This window comes from Modestobacter marinus (assembly GCF_011758655.1).
Lineage (GTDB): Bacteria > Actinomycetota > Actinomycetes > Mycobacteriales > Geodermatophilaceae > Modestobacter > Modestobacter marinus.
Genome location: NZ_JAAMPA010000001.1, coordinates 1,750,507 through 1,764,541, shown reverse-complemented (window position 1 = coordinate 1,764,541; position 14,035 = coordinate 1,750,507). Strand labels below are relative to the sequence as shown.

Sequence of the window (14,035 nt, the reverse complement as noted above, 5' to 3'; positions counted from 1 at the left end):
GCGTGACAGGCTCGCCGGGTGCAGGGCTTGGCGCGGCGGGAGTTCTGTCTCGTGCTGCTCCGTCGCATGGCCGACACGCGACCCGACCTGGTCGCCGAGGCACTGCCCCGACTCGGCTCCGACCGGGCCGAGGCCCGCGCCGCACACCGCCGATGGCGCGCCCTCCATCACACAGAGCGAGCACCGCGCGGGGTCGCCCTGCGGGCTGCGGTGCTCGGTCCCCCGGCCGAGCGGGAACACCGCCGGTTCGGTGACGTCGACCTCCTCGTCCAGCGGTGGCCGCTGCCGCTGTGGCCGCACCTGCGGTGGGAGGTGCTGGGTGGCCCGGACGGCGCCGTGCTCCACGAGCAGCTGGTGCGTGCACCCGGCTCACCGGTGCCCGCCGCGGCACCGGGTGCCCTGCGCGTGTGGGAGCACGTGGTGGACGACGTCCTGGCCCTCCCCGGCGCCACCGGTGTCGACCCCGGGGTCCCGAGCCGCTACGAGGTGCACCTCCCGGGCGGGGTGCGGGCCCGGTTCGTCTGGGGGCTGCTGCAGCGGGTGGACGACGGCGCGCCAGGATGACCCGGTGCCGACCCTCTCCACCGCCTCCTGGGACGACCCGGACGTCTCCGCGCTGACCGCCGCCCAGCAGGTCGAGCTGCGGGCCCGCTACGGCGGCGTGGGCGAGCCGGGGGTGCCGCCCTCCGCCGCCGACGTCGCCGTCGTCCTCCTCGCCCGGGACGACGACGGCACGCCGATCGGCTGCGGTGCCCTGCGCCCGCTCGGCGACACCGAGGCCGAGGTCAAGCGCATGTACGTCGTCCCGCCGGCCCGCGGCCGGGGCGTCTCCCGGCTGCTGCTCGCCGGCCTGGAGGCCGAGGCGCTGCGCCGCGGGTGGACGACGGTGCGCCTGGAGACGGGGGTCCGGCAGCCGGAGGCGGTCGGGCTGTACACCTCGGCCGGCTACACACCCGTCGAGGCGTTCGGGCACTACGTCGACGCCGACGACCCCCACGCCGTCTTCTTCGCCCGCGAGCTGGCGTGAGCACCGCGGCCCGGTACGACGCGATCGTGGCCGGTGGCGGCCACAACGGGCTGGTCGCCGCCGCCTACCTGGCCCGCGCGGGCTGGTCGGTGCTCGTGCTGGAGCGGCGGGCCGTGCTCGGCGGCGCCGCGGTCAGCGAGCGGGTCTTCCCGGGGGTCGACGTCCGGCTGTCGGCGTACTCCTACCTGGTCAGCCTGCTGCCCGACCGGATCGTCGCCGACCTGGCGCTGCCGATCACCCTGGTCGACCGCGCCGTCGCCTCCTACACGCCGCTGCGCCGCGGGGGCGCAGCCACCGGCCTGCTGGTCGAGCGGGAGGAGGGGCCGGAGACGGCGGCCTCCTTCCGCGCCCTCACCGGCTCGGACGCCGAGTTCGCCGGCTGGCAGCGGTTCTACGGCCGGCTGACCACCCTGGCCGAGGACCTGGCCCCCACCCTGACCGCTCCGCTGCCCAGCGAGGCGGCGCTCGATGCCCGGCTGCGGGACCCGGGCCTCTGGCACGACCTGCGCGAACGGCCGCTGGCCGACGTCGTCGCCGACCACCTCACCGACGACGACGTCCGGGGCATCGCGCTCACCGACGGGCTGATCGGCACCTCCGCCGACCTGCACGCCGCGGACGGGCTGGCCGGCCGGTGCTTCCTCTACCACCTCATCGGCAACGGCACGGGCCGCTGGCGGGTCCCGGTCGGTGGCATGGGCGCGGTCAGCGGCGCCCTCGCCGATGCGGCACGGGCGGCCGGGGCGGCGCTGCTCACCCGCGCCGAGGTCACCGCGGTCGAGACCCGGGCCGACGGCGTCACGGTGCACTGGACCGACGGGGACGGGACGGCGCACGCGGCCGACGCCGGGCACCTGGTCAGCGGCGCGGCCCCGGCCGTGCTCGACGACCTGCTGGGCGCTGCCCCGGCGCCGCGGCCGTCGGGGTCGCAGCTGAAGGTCAACATGGTGCTGCGCCGGCTGCCCGGGCTGCGGTCCGGCGCCGACCCCCGCCGGGTCTTCAGCGGCACCGTGCACGTCGACGAGGCGGCCTCCCAGCTCGACGCCGCGTACGCGCAGGCCGCGGCCGGCCGGCTGCCCGAGGTGATCCCCTTCGAGGTGTACTGCCACTCGCTCACCGACCCGTCGATCGTCGGCGACACCGGGCTGCACACCCTGACCCTGTTCGGGCTGCACACGCCGGCCGAGCTGTACGCCGCCGACGACGCCGGCACCCGGGCCGAGGCGGTACGGCGGGTGGTGGCCCAGCTGGACGCCCATCTGACCGAGCCGCTGGCCGACTGCCTGGCCACCGACGGTGACGGGCGGCCGTGCCTGCAGGCGTCCTCACCGCTGGACGTGGAGGCAGCGCTGGCGATGCCGGGCGGCCACATCTTCCACGGCGACCTCGCCTGGCCGGTGGCGCCCGACCCGGCCGCCGTCGGCACCTGGGGCGTGGCGACGGCGCACCCCCGGGTGGTCGCCGCCTCCTCCGGCGGCACCGTGCGCGGCGGTGCGGTCAGTGGACTGGGCGGCTTCGCCGCGGCCCAGCACCTGCTCGGCGGCCACTGAGCGGAGTGGGCCGCACCGGCAGGCGTGAGCACCGGCGGAAGTGGGCAGGCAGGACACAGCAGCCTGCTCGCCCGAGCCGGCCCGCCGAGGGGACCCACCGGACCGGTGACCACCCGACGACCAGGAGGACCGATGAGCCAGGGACCCGACGACCGCCCGGACCGCACCGGGCAGGGCCGGTTGCCGAAGAACCGTGCGCGCCTGCTGATCGTCGGCACGTTCGTGCTCATCCTGGTGGTGGTGTTCTCCTACATGCTCCTGGTGGCCAACAGCGCCTGACCCCGGTCCACGGCGGCGGGCGCGCCGACGAGCGGCGTCGGCCCCGACCTGGTCAGATGGTCCCGGTGCGGGTGGCTGAGGAGGCGCGCGGCCTGCTGCGGGCGATGCGGGCCCGGCTGCGCAACCGGGACACCGCGCTGATCGCCGCCGGCCTGACCTTCTACGCGGGGATCGCCGTCGTCCCGGCGCTCGTGCTCTCCCTGGGGCTCACCAGCTGGGTGGCCGGTGCCGACCAGGTGCGGGAGCTCGTCGGGCGGCTGTCCGACGTGCTGCCCGGCGCGCTGGGTGCCCCGCGGGCGGTGGAGCGGCTGGCCGAGGCGGGCACCGGGCTGAGCGTCGTCGGCGCCCTGCTCACCCTGCTGCCGATCTCGCTGTACGGCGAGGGGCTGCGCCGGGCGTTGCTGCGGTTCAGCCCCGCCCACGACCGGTTCACCGCCTGGCGGGGACGGGCGCTGGCCCTGCCGCTGCTGGTGCTGGCACCCCTGCTGCTGTACCCGTTGCTGCTGGCCGGCGGGGTGCTCGCGCACCTGGCCGAGTCACCCGGGTTCGGCGCCGCGGTCGGCGGGTTCGCCACCGGCTACTACTCGGTGCTGTTCGCGCTCACCCTGCCGCTGGTGTGGATCTTCCGGGTGATCGCGGCCGGCCGGCTGGGCTGGCGGGCCGTGGTCTCCGGGGCACTGTTCACCGCGGCCTGCCTGTCCGGCTTCCTGCAGGGCTTCGTGCTCTTCCTGGCCCTGCCGCTCGACCTCGGCGCCCCGTTCGGGGGGCTCACCGTGGTCGGCGGGGTGATCGCCATCGGGTTCTGGCTGTTCCTGCTCCAGTTCGTGCTGATCGGCGGCTGGCTGTTCACCCAGGCCCTCGACGAGCGCCTGGACCGCGGGACACCGCTCAGCAGCTGATCGGGTGCTCCTCGATCAGCCGGTCGCGCTGCTCGTCGACGTCCCAGGCCAGCTCGGGCAGCCGGGGCTGCAGCTCGGTCAGCGTCTCCAGCAGCAGCCGGCCGACCGCCCAGTTCCGGTACCACTTCCGGTCGGCCGGGACGACGTACCACGGCGCGGTGTCGGTGTCGGTGCGCTCCAGGGCCGCCTCGTGGGCCTGCTGGTACTGCGGCCAGCGGGCCCGCTCGTCGAGGTCGGCGGGGTCGAACTTCCAGCGCTTGCTGGAGTCGTCGAGCCGGGCCAGCAGGCGCTGCTTCTGCTCCCACGGCGACAGGTGCAGGAGGACCTTGACCACGGTGACGTCGTGGGCGACGAGCTGGCGCTCGAACCGGACGATCTCCCGGTAACGCCGCTCGACCACCTCGGGGGTCGCCAGCTCCCGCACCCGGCCGATCAGCACGTCCTCGTAGTGCGAGCGGTCGAACACCCCGATCCGGCCGGGGCCCGGCAGGGCGCGGCGCACCCGCCAGAGGAAGGAGTGCCGCAGCTCCTCCGGCGTCGGCCGGCCGAAGCTCGTCACCGCGACCCCGTGCGGCTCCACAGCGCCGACGACGTGCCCGACCACCCCGCCCTTGCCGCTGGTGTCCATGCCCTGCAGCACGAGCAGCACCCGCCGCCGGCTGCCACCGCTGGCCTCGGCGTACAGCCGCTGCTGCAGCTCGGCCAGGCGGGCGGCGTCCACCCGCGTCGCCTCCCGGGTCGACTCCTTGTCACCGGGCGCCAGCGGGGTCGCCCGCGGGTCGATCTCGCGCAGCTCGATCGGGGCAGCGGGGGCGCGCAGGGCTCGGCGCAGGGAGTCGGGCATGCCCGGAGCCTAGGGAGGACCGCCCGCGACCCCCACGGGGCTGACCTGGGCGGGCGCCCTACGCCTCGACCAGCAGGTCGGGGAGGTCGGCGTGGTGGAGCACCACCAGGCTGCTCACCGCCCGGGTGAGGACGACGTAGAGCCGGTGCAGCCCGCGCGGCTCCGCGGCGACGATCGCCGCCGGCTCCACCACCACGACGTGGTCGAACTCCAGCCCCTTCGCCAGCCCGGCGGGGACGACGGACACCCGGGCCGGCGCCGCCCCGTCGTCGGCCAGCGGCGCCACGTCGAGCCCGGCCGCGGCGAGCACCCCGACCACCTCGGGGACCGACGCGTCGGCGCAGACCACGCCCGTCGACCCGGCAAGGGCCGCCAGCTCACCGACCACCTCGGCCAGCGGCCCGGCCAGCGTGCCGACCGGCCGCAGCCGCAGCGCCCCCGGTTCCCGGCGGGCCGCGGTCGCCGGGGCCAGCCCGGGGGCGAGAGCGGGCAGCAGCCGGTTGGCGAAGTCGAGCACCTCCCCGGGCACCCGGTAGCCGCGGGTGAGCGGCCGGACGGTGGTGGCCGGCCGACCGAGCGCCGTCAGCGTCTGGGCCCAGTCCGCCACCGACCAGGGGCTGGTGGCCTGGGCCAGGTCGCCGAGCACGGTCAGCGAGCCCGCGCCCAGCCGGCGGGCGATGGCCCGGCACTCCATGGGGGAGAGGTCCTGCGCCTCGTCGACCACCACGTGCCCGTAGCCGGGGACCCGCTCCAGCATCCCGGCCACCTCGTCGACCAGCACCGCGTCCGCGGCCGTCCACCGCGCGGCGCGCACCGACCGCGGCGGGCGGGGCCAGTGCAGCAGCGCCTGCTCCTCCTCGGTCAGCACGCCGCGGGCCGCCCGGGCCAGCCGCTCGGGGTCGGTGAAGAGGTCGTGCACCAGCCCGGCGGCGTCCACCGCCGGCCAGACGGCGTCGCAGAAGGCCCGCACCTCGGCGCTGCGGGCGGCGCGGCGGGTCTCCGCGTCGGTCGGGCTGCCCCCACCGGCCTCCTTCAGCCGGCGGGCGTACTCGGCCAGCCCCATCGCCAGCCGCTCCCGGCCGGCGGCGTAGTGCACCAACTGCTGGTCGTCGACCCCGGAGGTCCCGGCCCGGCGCAGGTCGTCGACGAAGCGCTTGAGCCGGTCCTCACCGATCCGGTACTTCCGCCCGGACAGCATCACCTGCACCGACTCCACCGGCTTGCGGATGCCGCCCCACAGCGCCCGGCGCAGCACCTCCGCCATCCGGGGGTCGCCCTTGAGCACGGCGACCGCCGGCTCGTCCTGGGCCCGCACGGTCACCCGGGCGGTGAGGCTCGCGACCGTCGCCTGGTCGACCTCCACCTCGCCGAGCGCGGGCAGCACCTGCTCGATGTAGCGCAGGAACGCCCGGTTCGGCCCGATCACGAGCACGCCGGTGCGGGCCAGCTGGTCGCCGTGCGTGTAGAGCAGGTAGGCGGCCCGGTGCAGCCCGACCGCCGTCTTCCCGGTGCCCGGGGCGCCCTGCACGCAGATCGACTCGGCCAGCGGGGCGCGCACGATGTCGTCCTGGTCGGGCTGGATGGTGGCCACGATGTCGCGCATCGGGCCGCTGCGCGGACGCTCGATCTCCTGGCGCAACAGCTCCCCTGCCCCGCCGTCGTCCTGACCGTCGGCGAGCAGCTCGTCCTCGTAGCTGGTCAGCTCGCCGTCGGCGAAGCCGAAGCGGCGCCGGCGCAGCAGCCCCTGCGGTTCGGCGGCACTGGCCTGGTAGAACGGCCGGCTCATCGGCGCCCGCCAGTCGATGACCACCGGGTCGCCGGCCGCGTCGCGCACGTGGCGGCGGCCGATGTGGAAGGTCTCCGGGCGGGGGTCACCGGCGCTGTCGGTCCGGCCGAAGAACGCCGGGACGCCCGGGTCGGCGGCCAGCGCGAGCAGCCGTTCGGCGCGGGCGGCGCCGAGTCGTTCGGAGGCCCAGGCGTCGACGCCGGCGTCGGTGACGGAGACGGCGGCGGCACGCATGGTGGTCAGGCAGTCGGCCGCGCGGAGCAGGTGGGCGCGCTCGGCGGCGAGGACGGGATCGGGTCGGTCGGCGGGGGCGGGCGGGGCCGGGGCGGACGGCACGGACACGGTCGGAGGACGCTACGCGCGGTCCGTGGCCGGCTCAACCGACTTCCGGCACGACCCGCCGGACGATGTGTAGACCACCGGCTCGCGGATCACCCACCTGACATGGCCAGTGACCCGACTCCGCCCTCTGTCATCGGGGCGACCGCCCACGACCGCGACGGGAAGCCGTTGGGCACGATCACGGCGGTCTACCTCGACGACGTGACCCAACAGCCCACCTGGGTGGGACTCACCCCCGGCACGCACGCGGCCCCGGACACCGACGAGGTCCCCCTCATCGCCCCGGTCACCGGGTCGGAGTTCGGGGACGACCGGGTGCAGCTGGCGGTCGACTCCGCCGCCGTCCACTCCGCGCCCCGCGCGACCCGGCCGGACCACCTGAGCCCCGAGGAGGAGGCGGCGCTGCTGGAGCACTACCGCCGGCCGGCCGCCGGGCTCGTCCGCGACGACGCCACCACCGTGCGGGGCGGCGGCGCGGCAGGCCCGGTCCGCGGCGGTGACGGAACGGTCACCCTCGCCGAGGAGCAGCTGGACGTCACGACCGTGGTCGAGCCCTGGACCCGGGCCGTCCTGCGCATCGAGGAGGTCAGCGAGGAGGTGCTCGTGCCGGTGACGATCACCCGGCAGCGCGCCCGGATCGAGCACCTGCCGCTGGCGCACGGCGACCGCGAGCCGGGCACGGCGGCGACGGGCGAGCGGCAGCCCTCCCGGAGCACCGGCTGGGTCACCCTGTACGCCGAGGAGCCGCGGGTCTCCCTGGAGCGGGTGCCCGCCGAGCGCGTCCGGCTGAGCACGACGTGGGAGACCGAGGAGTCCCAGGTCACCGAGCAGGTGCGGCACGAAGAGGTCGACCTCACCACCACCGACACGCTCCGCGACTGAGGCACCGCCCCGGCCGGTCAGCCGGCCGGGGCACCCAGCCACCAGTCCAGCCCGGCGGTCACCAGGTCCGGGGTGACCACGTGCCCGCCGGTGAACTCCTCGTAGGTCACGTCGTACCCGTCGGCGAGCAGCTCGGCCGACACCCGCCGCCCGCACCGGTCCACCGGCAGCACCCGGTCCTCGGTGCCGTGGCTGATCCAGAACCTGGCCCGGCCGTACCGGCCCGGTGAGGACATGAAGCCCGGCGAGAAGGCCAGCACCGCGGCGGCCAGGTCCCCGTTGGCCACGCCCATCGACAGCGCGTACGAGCCGCCGTCGGAGAAGCCCGACAGCGCCACCTGGCTGATCGCGCAGCTGCTGAACACCTGGGCGAGCGCGGCGTCCAGGACGGCGACGTCCCGGCCCGGGCCGCCGGCCACCAGGTCCCAGGTGGTGCCGGCCGAGGTCGGGGCGAGCACCAGCACGTCCCGGGCGGTGGCCGGCCCGCCGACCGCGGCCAGCGACTGCTCCGCCGTCCCGCCGGCTCCGTGGAAGAACACCAGCAGGGGGCGCGGCCCCGGGCCGCCCGGTGGGACGGCGAGCAGCGCCTCCGACCCCAGCCCCAGGTCGAGCCGCGAGACCCCCGGGCCGGGCGCGGTGCCGGTGGGCTGCGGGTCCGGGCGGCTGTCGAGGCGGCCGTCGGCCGCGCGTGAGGAAGCAGACACCGCGCTCCCCTACCCCCGGACGGCACACCTGCACGGCCGGGGGCAGGGTGGGGTGGTGGCCGAGAAGATCCCTGACTCCATGCTCGCCGGACGCCTCGACGTCCGGACCCGCGACTTCGCCGTCACCGAGGTGCCCGTGCCGGCCCCGGGCCCCGGTGAGGTGCTCGTCCGGGTGCGCGCCGCCGGCGTGTGCCTGTCCGACGTGCACCTCATCGAGGGTGAGCTGAGGCCGCTGTTCCTGCGCGGGGACACCGTCACCCTGGGCCACGAGGTGGCCGGCACCGTCGCGGCGCTGGGCCCGGGCGTGACCGGCTGGGCCGACGACCAGCGGGTGCTGCTGCAGGCCGGGGAGGAGCGCAACGGCGTCGTGCACACCCGCGGCGTCGACTACGACGGCGGGTGGGCGCAGTACGCCGTCGCCCGGGCCGACACGCTGGTCGCCGTCCCGGACGACCTCCCGCTGGAGCAGGCCTGCATCGTGCCGGACGCGGTCTCCACCCCGTGGGCGGCGATCACCGCCACCGCCGGCGTGCGGCCGGCCCAGCCGGTCGGCGTGTGGGGCATCGGCGGGCTCGGGGCGCACGGCGTCCAGCTGCTCCGGCTGGCCGGCGCCGCGCCGATCATCGCCGTCGACCCGGTGCCGGCCGCCCGGGAGCGCGCGCTGCAGTTCGGTGCCGACCTGGCGCTGGACCCCGCCGACGACGACCTGGTCGACCAGGTGCGGGCCGCGACCGGCGGGACTGGGCTGGCCGTCGCCTTCGACTTCGCCGGCGTCGCCGCGGTGCGGGAGCAGGCGGTCCGGGCGCTGGGCCCCGGTGGCGCGCTGGTACTGGTCGGGCTGACGAGGCAGCCGCTGACGATCAGGGACGGGACGGCGTTCAGCTACTTCGGGCAGAAGGTACTGGGCCACTACGGGTCGATGCCCGAGCACGTGCTCGAACTGGTCCAGCTGGTGCGGCACCACCGGATCGACTTCGCCCGCTCGGTCAGCGACACGCTGCCGCTGAGTGAGGCCGCGACCGCGGTGGAGCGGCTGTCGAACAAGGAGGGCAACCCGATCCGGCTGGTCCTGCAGCCCTGACCCCGCGGGGGCCATGGCCGAGGCCATGGCCCCCACGGGTCACCGCGTGTGAGCCGTGACACACGCGCGGTGGCGGCTCTCGACGTCCGCCGCCCCACCACCGGCACAGCTCTCCCGCTGCGCGTCGCTGGGGTGGTCAGCTGCACCCGGACGCCGGACGCGGCGGCCTCTCCTCCGACGACGCAGGAGCCGCGCGGTGACCCAGACCCTGGACCCGACCGACACCACGACCACCGGCACCGACGACCCCGGCAGCCGGGTCGGCGCCTGGCTGGAGGCGTTCCAGTCCGCGCTGACCGCCCGGGACGTCGACCGGGTGGTGGAGCTCTTCGCCCCCACGTGCTTCTGGCGTGACCTGGTCGCCTTCAGCTGGAACATCACCACGGTCGAGGGACACGACGGCGTCCGCGACCTGCTCCAGACCACGCTCGACCGCACCGACCCGCAGGGCTTCACGGCCGCGGAGCCGCCCACCGGCGCCGACGGCGTCGACGAGGCCTGGATCAGCTTCGAGACCGCCGTCGGCCGCGGCCGGGGCCACCTGCGGCTCAAGGACGGCAAGGCCTGGACCCTGCTGACCACGCTGTACGAGCTGACCGGGCACGAGGAGCCGGCGCGGGACCGGCGGCCGATGGGCGCCGAGCACGGCGTCCACCGCGACCGGGAGACCTGGCTGGACCGGCGCGAGCGGGAGGCCCGCGAGCTGGGGTACCAGACCCAGCCGTACGTGCTCGTCGTCGGTGGCGGGCAGGGCGGGATCGCGCTCGGGGCCCGGCTGCGGCAGCTCGACGTCCCGACCATCGTGATCGACAAGCACCCCCGGCCCGGGGACCAGTGGCGCAGCCGCTACAAGTCGCTGTGCCTGCACGACCCGGTCTGGTACGACCACCTGCCCTACGTGAAGTTCCCGGACAACTGGCCGGTGTTCGCCCCCAAGGACAAGATCGCCGACTGGCTGGAGTCCTACACGCGGGTGATGGAGCTGAACTACTGGGGGAACACCCGGGCGATCAGCGCCCACTGGGACGAGGCTCTCGACGAGTGGCGGGTCACCGTCGAGCGGGACGGCGTGCCGGTGGAGCTGCGCCCGAAGCAGCTCGTGCTGGCCACCGGGATGTCGGGCAAGCCCAACGTCCCCGTGCTGCCCGGCCAGGACCTGTTCCGCGGCGACCAGCACCACTCCTCGGCCCACCCCGGGCCGGACGCCTACCGGGGCAAGCGCTGCGTGGTCATCGGCTCGAACAACTCGGCCTTCGACATCTGCGGGGCGCTGTGGGAGAACGGCGCCGACGTCACGATGGTGCAGCGCTCCTCGACCCACATCGTCCGGTCGGACTCGCTGATGGAGATCGGGCTGGGCGCGCTGTACTCCGAGGAGGCCGTCGCCGGCGGGATGACGACGGAGAAGGCGGACCTGACCTTCGCCTCGCTCCCGTACCGGATCATGCACGAGTTCCAGATCCCGCTGTACGACCAGATGCGGGAGCGGGACGCCGACTTCTACCAGCGCCTCGAGGCCGCCGGGTTCGACCACGACTGGGGCGACGACGGCTCGGGCCTGTTCATGAAGTACCTGCGCCGCGGGTCGGGCTACTACATCGACGTGGGCGCGGCCGACCTCGTCGCGAACGGCGACGTCCGGCTGGTCAAGGGGCAGGTCGACCACCTGACCGAGGACTCGGTGGTGCTGGCCGACGGCACCGAGCTGCCGGCCGACCTCGTCGTCTACGCGACCGGGTACGGCTCGATGAACGGCTGGGCCGCCGACCTGATCAGCCAGGAGGTCGCCGACCGGGTGGGGAAGGTGTGGGGGCTGGGCTCGGACACCACCAAGGACCCCGGCCCGTGGGAGGGCGAGCAGCGCAACATGTGGAAGCCCACCCAGCAGGAGGCGCTGTGGTTCCACGGCGGCAACCTGCACCAGTCCCGGCACTACTCGCTGTACCTGGCGCTGCAGCTCAAGGCCCGGCAGGTGGGCATCCCGACCCCGGTGTACCGGCTGCAGGAGGTCCACCACACCAGCTGAACCCCGTCGGCAGCCGCTCCCCCGATTGGAGACCACGATGCGAGCCGCCCGCTACCACGGCCGTGGGGACATCAGGATCGAGGAGGTCCCGGCGCCGGAGCTCCGGCCCGGCACCGTCGCGATCGACGTCGCCTGGTGCGGCATCTGCGGCACGGACCTGCACGAGTACCTCGAGGGCCCGATCTTCATCCCGCCGCCCGGCGCACCCCAGCCGGTGTCCGGCGAGTCGATCCCGATCGTCCTGGGCCACGAGTTCTCCGGCACCGTCCGCGCCCTCGGGGACGGGGTCGACGACCTGTCCGTGGGCGAACGGGTGGTCGTCGAGCCGTACATCATCCGGGACGACGTGGACACCAGCCCCGGCCGGCCGTACCAGCTGTCCCCGGACATGAACTTCATCGGGCTCGGCGGCCGCGGAGGGGGACTGAGCGAGCAGATCGTGGTCCAGCGCCGCTGGGTGCACCCGGTGGGGGACGTGCCGCTGGACCAGGCCGCGCTGATCGAGCCGCTGGCGGTCGGGCACCACGCCTACGTCCGCAGCGGGGCCGGCCCCGGGGACGTCGCGCTGGTCGGCGGGGCCGGGCCGATCGGGCTGCTGCTCGCGGCACTGCTCACCGCCGAGGGGCTGACGGTCCTCATCACCGAGGTGAGCGCTGCCCGGAAGGCGAAGGCCGCCGAGACGGAGGTGGCCCCGCACGTGCTCGACCCGACCGAGGTCGACGTCGCCGAGCGCGTGCGGGAGCTGACCGACGGCCGGGGCGCGGACGTCTGCTTCGAGTGCACCAGCGTCAACGCCGTCCTGGACACCCTGATCGACGCGGTGCGCCCGGGCGGCGTCGTCGTCAACGTCTCCATCTGGGGGCACCCGGCACAGGTGGACATGCAGAAGCTGGTGCTCAAGGAGATCGACCTGCGCGGCACCATCGCCTACGCCGGCGACCACCCGGCCACGATCGAACTGGTCCGCAGCGGGAAGGTGGACCTGGCGCCCTTCATCACCGCACGGATCCCGCTGGAGGACCTGGTGGCCGAGGGGCTCGACGCACTCGTCCACCACAAGGACTCCCAGGTCAAGATCCTCGTCCACCCCTGAGCCGGCGGGCCGGGATCACCGGTCGGCGGGCTCCACGATGTGCGCCCGTACGGCCCGGAACCGGGCCGGGGTCGCACCAGCACCACCGTCGGCTGGCCGACCTCGCGCGCGGGCAGCCGCCGCGGACGCTGCGCTGCGGGCGTCGATCATCGGGAACCGGGCCGGCGTCGACCTCGTCGAGACCGCCACTGTGCTCGCGATCGGCGCTGGCGAACCGCGCTGCCGCCCATAAAGGTATTACCGTTCGTCCACCGCTGTTAGAGTCCTCGACGGCGGGTTCCCGCTGCGGACGACGACGACCGGGGGACCCATGCAGACCGCCCCCGGACGTGGGCTCACGGTCCGATGAGCCGGTGGCCGTGGCGCCGCCGACCGCCCTCCCGGGACGTCGCCGCCTCCGCCGCCGGAGCTGGGGTCTACTCGGTGGCCTTGGGCATCGCCAGCGTCGCGCTGCCGCTGCTGGCCATCGAGGCCGGGTACTCCGCGGTCGAGATCGGCGCCCTGACCGCGGCGTCGGCGGTGGCCCAGATGGGCGTTCGGATGATGCTCGGCCTGGCCATGCGGCACTGGCCGGACTGGACCCTCGTGGCCGGCGCCGGGGTGCTGCTGGCACTCAGCAGCGGAACAGTGGCGCTGTCAGCGGCGCCGGTGCCCTTCGTCCTCGCCCAACTGCTCCAAGGCGCCTCGCGAGCGTGCTTCTGGACCGGCAGCCAGACCCACGTCGTCCGTGGCCCGGGCCGGGCGGCGGGCGCACTGGCGAAGGTGAACCTGGCGGCCTCGATCGGCCTGCTCATCGGCCCGGTCGCCGCCGGCCTGCTGTCGGAGAGCACCCCCGCTCTGGCACTGGCGATCTCGGCCTCGATCGCCCTCGTCGGCGCCCTGCCCGCACTCCTGCTGGACCGGCTCCCCCCGTTCACACCACCCGTCGACCGGCCGCCGGGACGACTGTGGCGACGACCGGGTGTCGACGTCGGCTGCTGGGCGGGCATGACCGCAGGGGCGTGGCGCGCCCTGCTCACGTCCTACGTGCCGGTCGCCCTGGACCAGGCCCGGCAGTCCTCCTCCAGCATCGGCCTGCTGGTCTCGGCCGCCAACGGCGCCCAGCTGATCGGCACGGCGATCTCCGGATGGGTGCCCGCCCGCTGGTCCGGCCGGGTGCTCATCGTCGGGGTACTGGTCACGGGCGTGGCGACCGCCCTCACCGGCCTGGTCGCCGGCCAGTTGGCGCTCGCCGCGCTCGTCCTGAGCGTCAGCGGGGTGGCCGCCGGCGCCGTGCAGGTGATCGGTCAGGCGACAGCCGCCGAGGCCGTGCACCCGGAGGAGCGCGGTGAGGCCATCGCGGTCAGTGGCACGTTCCGCGCCGCCGCCCTGCTGGTCGCGCCACTGGCCGTCGCCGGGCTGGTGGTGGCACTCCCGCTGTCCTCGGCGATCGCCGTGGTGGGTGCTGGGATGGCGCTGCCAGCGGTCGCGCTGCGACACCGCGCCGGCCCGGCGCCCGGACCGGCCGCAGGCGCCTGAGCGC

Annotated in this window: 13 protein-coding genes; 10 read left to right on the top strand and 3 right to left on the bottom strand. The window is 75.4% G+C overall.

From position 1 onward, the window contains the following. Positions 1 to 66: 66 nt before the first annotated feature. The 5 genes from FB380_RS24600 to FB380_RS08300 all read left to right on the top strand — a co-directional run bounded on the left by FB380_RS24600 (position 67) and on the right by FB380_RS08300 (position 3,755). Positions 67 to 564 carry a hypothetical protein gene (locus FB380_RS24600; RefSeq protein WP_229681816.1) on the top strand — a complete coding sequence of 166 codons (498 nt, stop codon included), beginning with the start codon at positions 67 to 69 and terminating at the stop codon, positions 562 to 564. A 4-nt stretch (positions 565 to 568) separates the two neighbouring features. Continuing rightward, on the top strand, positions 569 to 1,027 hold the full coding sequence (locus tag FB380_RS24595; protein WP_166754663.1) for a GNAT family N-acetyltransferase: 459 nt from the start codon (positions 569 to 571) through the stop codon (positions 1,025 to 1,027). Continuing rightward, positions 1,024 to 2,577: a phytoene desaturase family protein gene (locus tag FB380_RS08310; protein ID WP_166754662.1), complete on the top strand. Its 1,554-nt coding sequence runs from the start codon at positions 1,024 to 1,026 to the stop codon at positions 2,575 to 2,577. Before FB380_RS24595 ends, FB380_RS08310 begins: the two co-directional genes overlap by 4 nt. A 132-nt stretch (positions 2,578 to 2,709) precedes the next feature. Continuing rightward, positions 2,710 to 2,856, top strand: a complete 147-nt coding sequence (locus tag FB380_RS08305) for a hypothetical protein (RefSeq protein WP_166754661.1) — start codon at positions 2,710 to 2,712, stop codon at positions 2,854 to 2,856. Positions 2,857 to 2,927: 71 nt separating this feature from the next. Continuing rightward, positions 2,928 to 3,755: a YhjD/YihY/BrkB family envelope integrity protein gene (locus tag FB380_RS08300; RefSeq protein WP_249523686.1), complete on the top strand. Its 828-nt coding sequence runs from the start codon at positions 2,928 to 2,930 to the stop codon at positions 3,753 to 3,755. On the opposite strand, the gene FB380_RS08295 is transcribed toward FB380_RS08300, so the two are convergent. After that, on the bottom strand, positions 3,745 to 4,599 hold the full coding sequence (locus tag FB380_RS08295; protein WP_166754659.1) for a PPK2 family polyphosphate kinase: 855 nt from the start codon (positions 4,597 to 4,599) through the stop codon (positions 3,745 to 3,747). The two genes, FB380_RS08300 and FB380_RS08295, sit on opposite strands and share 11 nt — an antisense overlap. A 58-nt stretch (positions 4,600 to 4,657) precedes the next feature. After that, positions 4,658 to 6,727 carry a HelD family protein gene (locus FB380_RS08290; protein ID WP_229681815.1) on the bottom strand — a complete coding sequence of 690 codons (2,070 nt, stop codon included), beginning with the start codon at positions 6,725 to 6,727 and terminating at the stop codon, positions 4,658 to 4,660. 102 nt (positions 6,728 to 6,829) lie between these two features. Between FB380_RS08290 and FB380_RS08285 the strand changes: the two genes are divergently transcribed. After that, complete coding sequence (locus FB380_RS08285; protein ID WP_166754658.1) at positions 6,830 to 7,609, top strand: PRC and DUF2382 domain-containing protein; 780 nt, start codon at positions 6,830 to 6,832, stop codon at positions 7,607 to 7,609. Positions 7,610 to 7,626: 17 nt separating this feature from the next. On the opposite strand, the gene FB380_RS08280 is transcribed toward FB380_RS08285, so the two are convergent. Beyond that, positions 7,627 to 8,313, bottom strand: a complete 687-nt coding sequence (locus FB380_RS08280) for an alpha/beta hydrolase (RefSeq protein WP_166754657.1) — start codon at positions 8,311 to 8,313, stop codon at positions 7,627 to 7,629. Positions 8,314 to 8,368: 55 nt separating this feature from the next. Between FB380_RS08280 and FB380_RS08275 the strand changes: the two genes are divergently transcribed. The 4 genes from FB380_RS08275 to FB380_RS08260 all read left to right on the top strand — a co-directional run bounded on the left by FB380_RS08275 (position 8,369) and on the right by FB380_RS08260 (position 14,031). Beyond that, positions 8,369 to 9,394, top strand: coding sequence for a zinc-binding dehydrogenase (locus FB380_RS08275; protein ID WP_229681814.1), 1,026 nt, complete (start codon positions 8,369 to 8,371; stop codon positions 9,392 to 9,394). A 196-nt stretch (positions 9,395 to 9,590) separates the two neighbouring features. After that, complete coding sequence (locus tag FB380_RS08270; RefSeq protein WP_229681813.1) at positions 9,591 to 11,420, top strand: NAD(P)/FAD-dependent oxidoreductase; 1,830 nt, start codon at positions 9,591 to 9,593, stop codon at positions 11,418 to 11,420. Positions 11,421 to 11,457: 37 nt separating this feature from the next. Continuing rightward, positions 11,458 to 12,513: a 2,3-butanediol dehydrogenase gene (locus tag FB380_RS08265; RefSeq protein WP_166754656.1), complete on the top strand. Its 1,056-nt coding sequence runs from the start codon at positions 11,458 to 11,460 to the stop codon at positions 12,511 to 12,513. 345 nt (positions 12,514 to 12,858) lie between these two features. Further along, positions 12,859 to 14,031, top strand: a complete 1,173-nt coding sequence (locus tag FB380_RS08260; protein WP_166754655.1) for an MFS transporter — start codon at positions 12,859 to 12,861, stop codon at positions 14,029 to 14,031. Positions 14,032 to 14,035: the final 4 nt, after the last annotated feature.

Bases quoted from the DNA above. Each gene is read 5' to 3' on its own strand.
- FB380_RS08305 (WP_166754661.1), top strand. From the start codon at position 2,710: ATGAGCCAGGGACCCGACGACCGCCCGGACCGCACCGGGCAGGGCCGG.
- FB380_RS24600 (WP_229681816.1), top strand. From the start codon at position 67: ATGGCCGACACGCGACCCGACCTGGTCGCCGAGGCACTGCCCCGACTC.
- FB380_RS08285 (WP_166754658.1), top strand. From the start codon at position 6,830: ATGGCCAGTGACCCGACTCCGCCCTCTGTCATCGGGGCGACCGCCCAC.
- FB380_RS08260 (WP_166754655.1), top strand. From the start codon at position 12,859: ATGAGCCGGTGGCCGTGGCGCCGCCGACCGCCCTCCCGGGACGTCGCC.
- FB380_RS08265 (WP_166754656.1), top strand. From the start codon at position 11,458: ATGCGAGCCGCCCGCTACCACGGCCGTGGGGACATCAGGATCGAGGAG.
- FB380_RS08295 (WP_166754659.1), bottom strand. From the start codon at position 4,599: ATGCCCGACTCCCTGCGCCGAGCCCTGCGCGCCCCCGCTGCCCCGATC.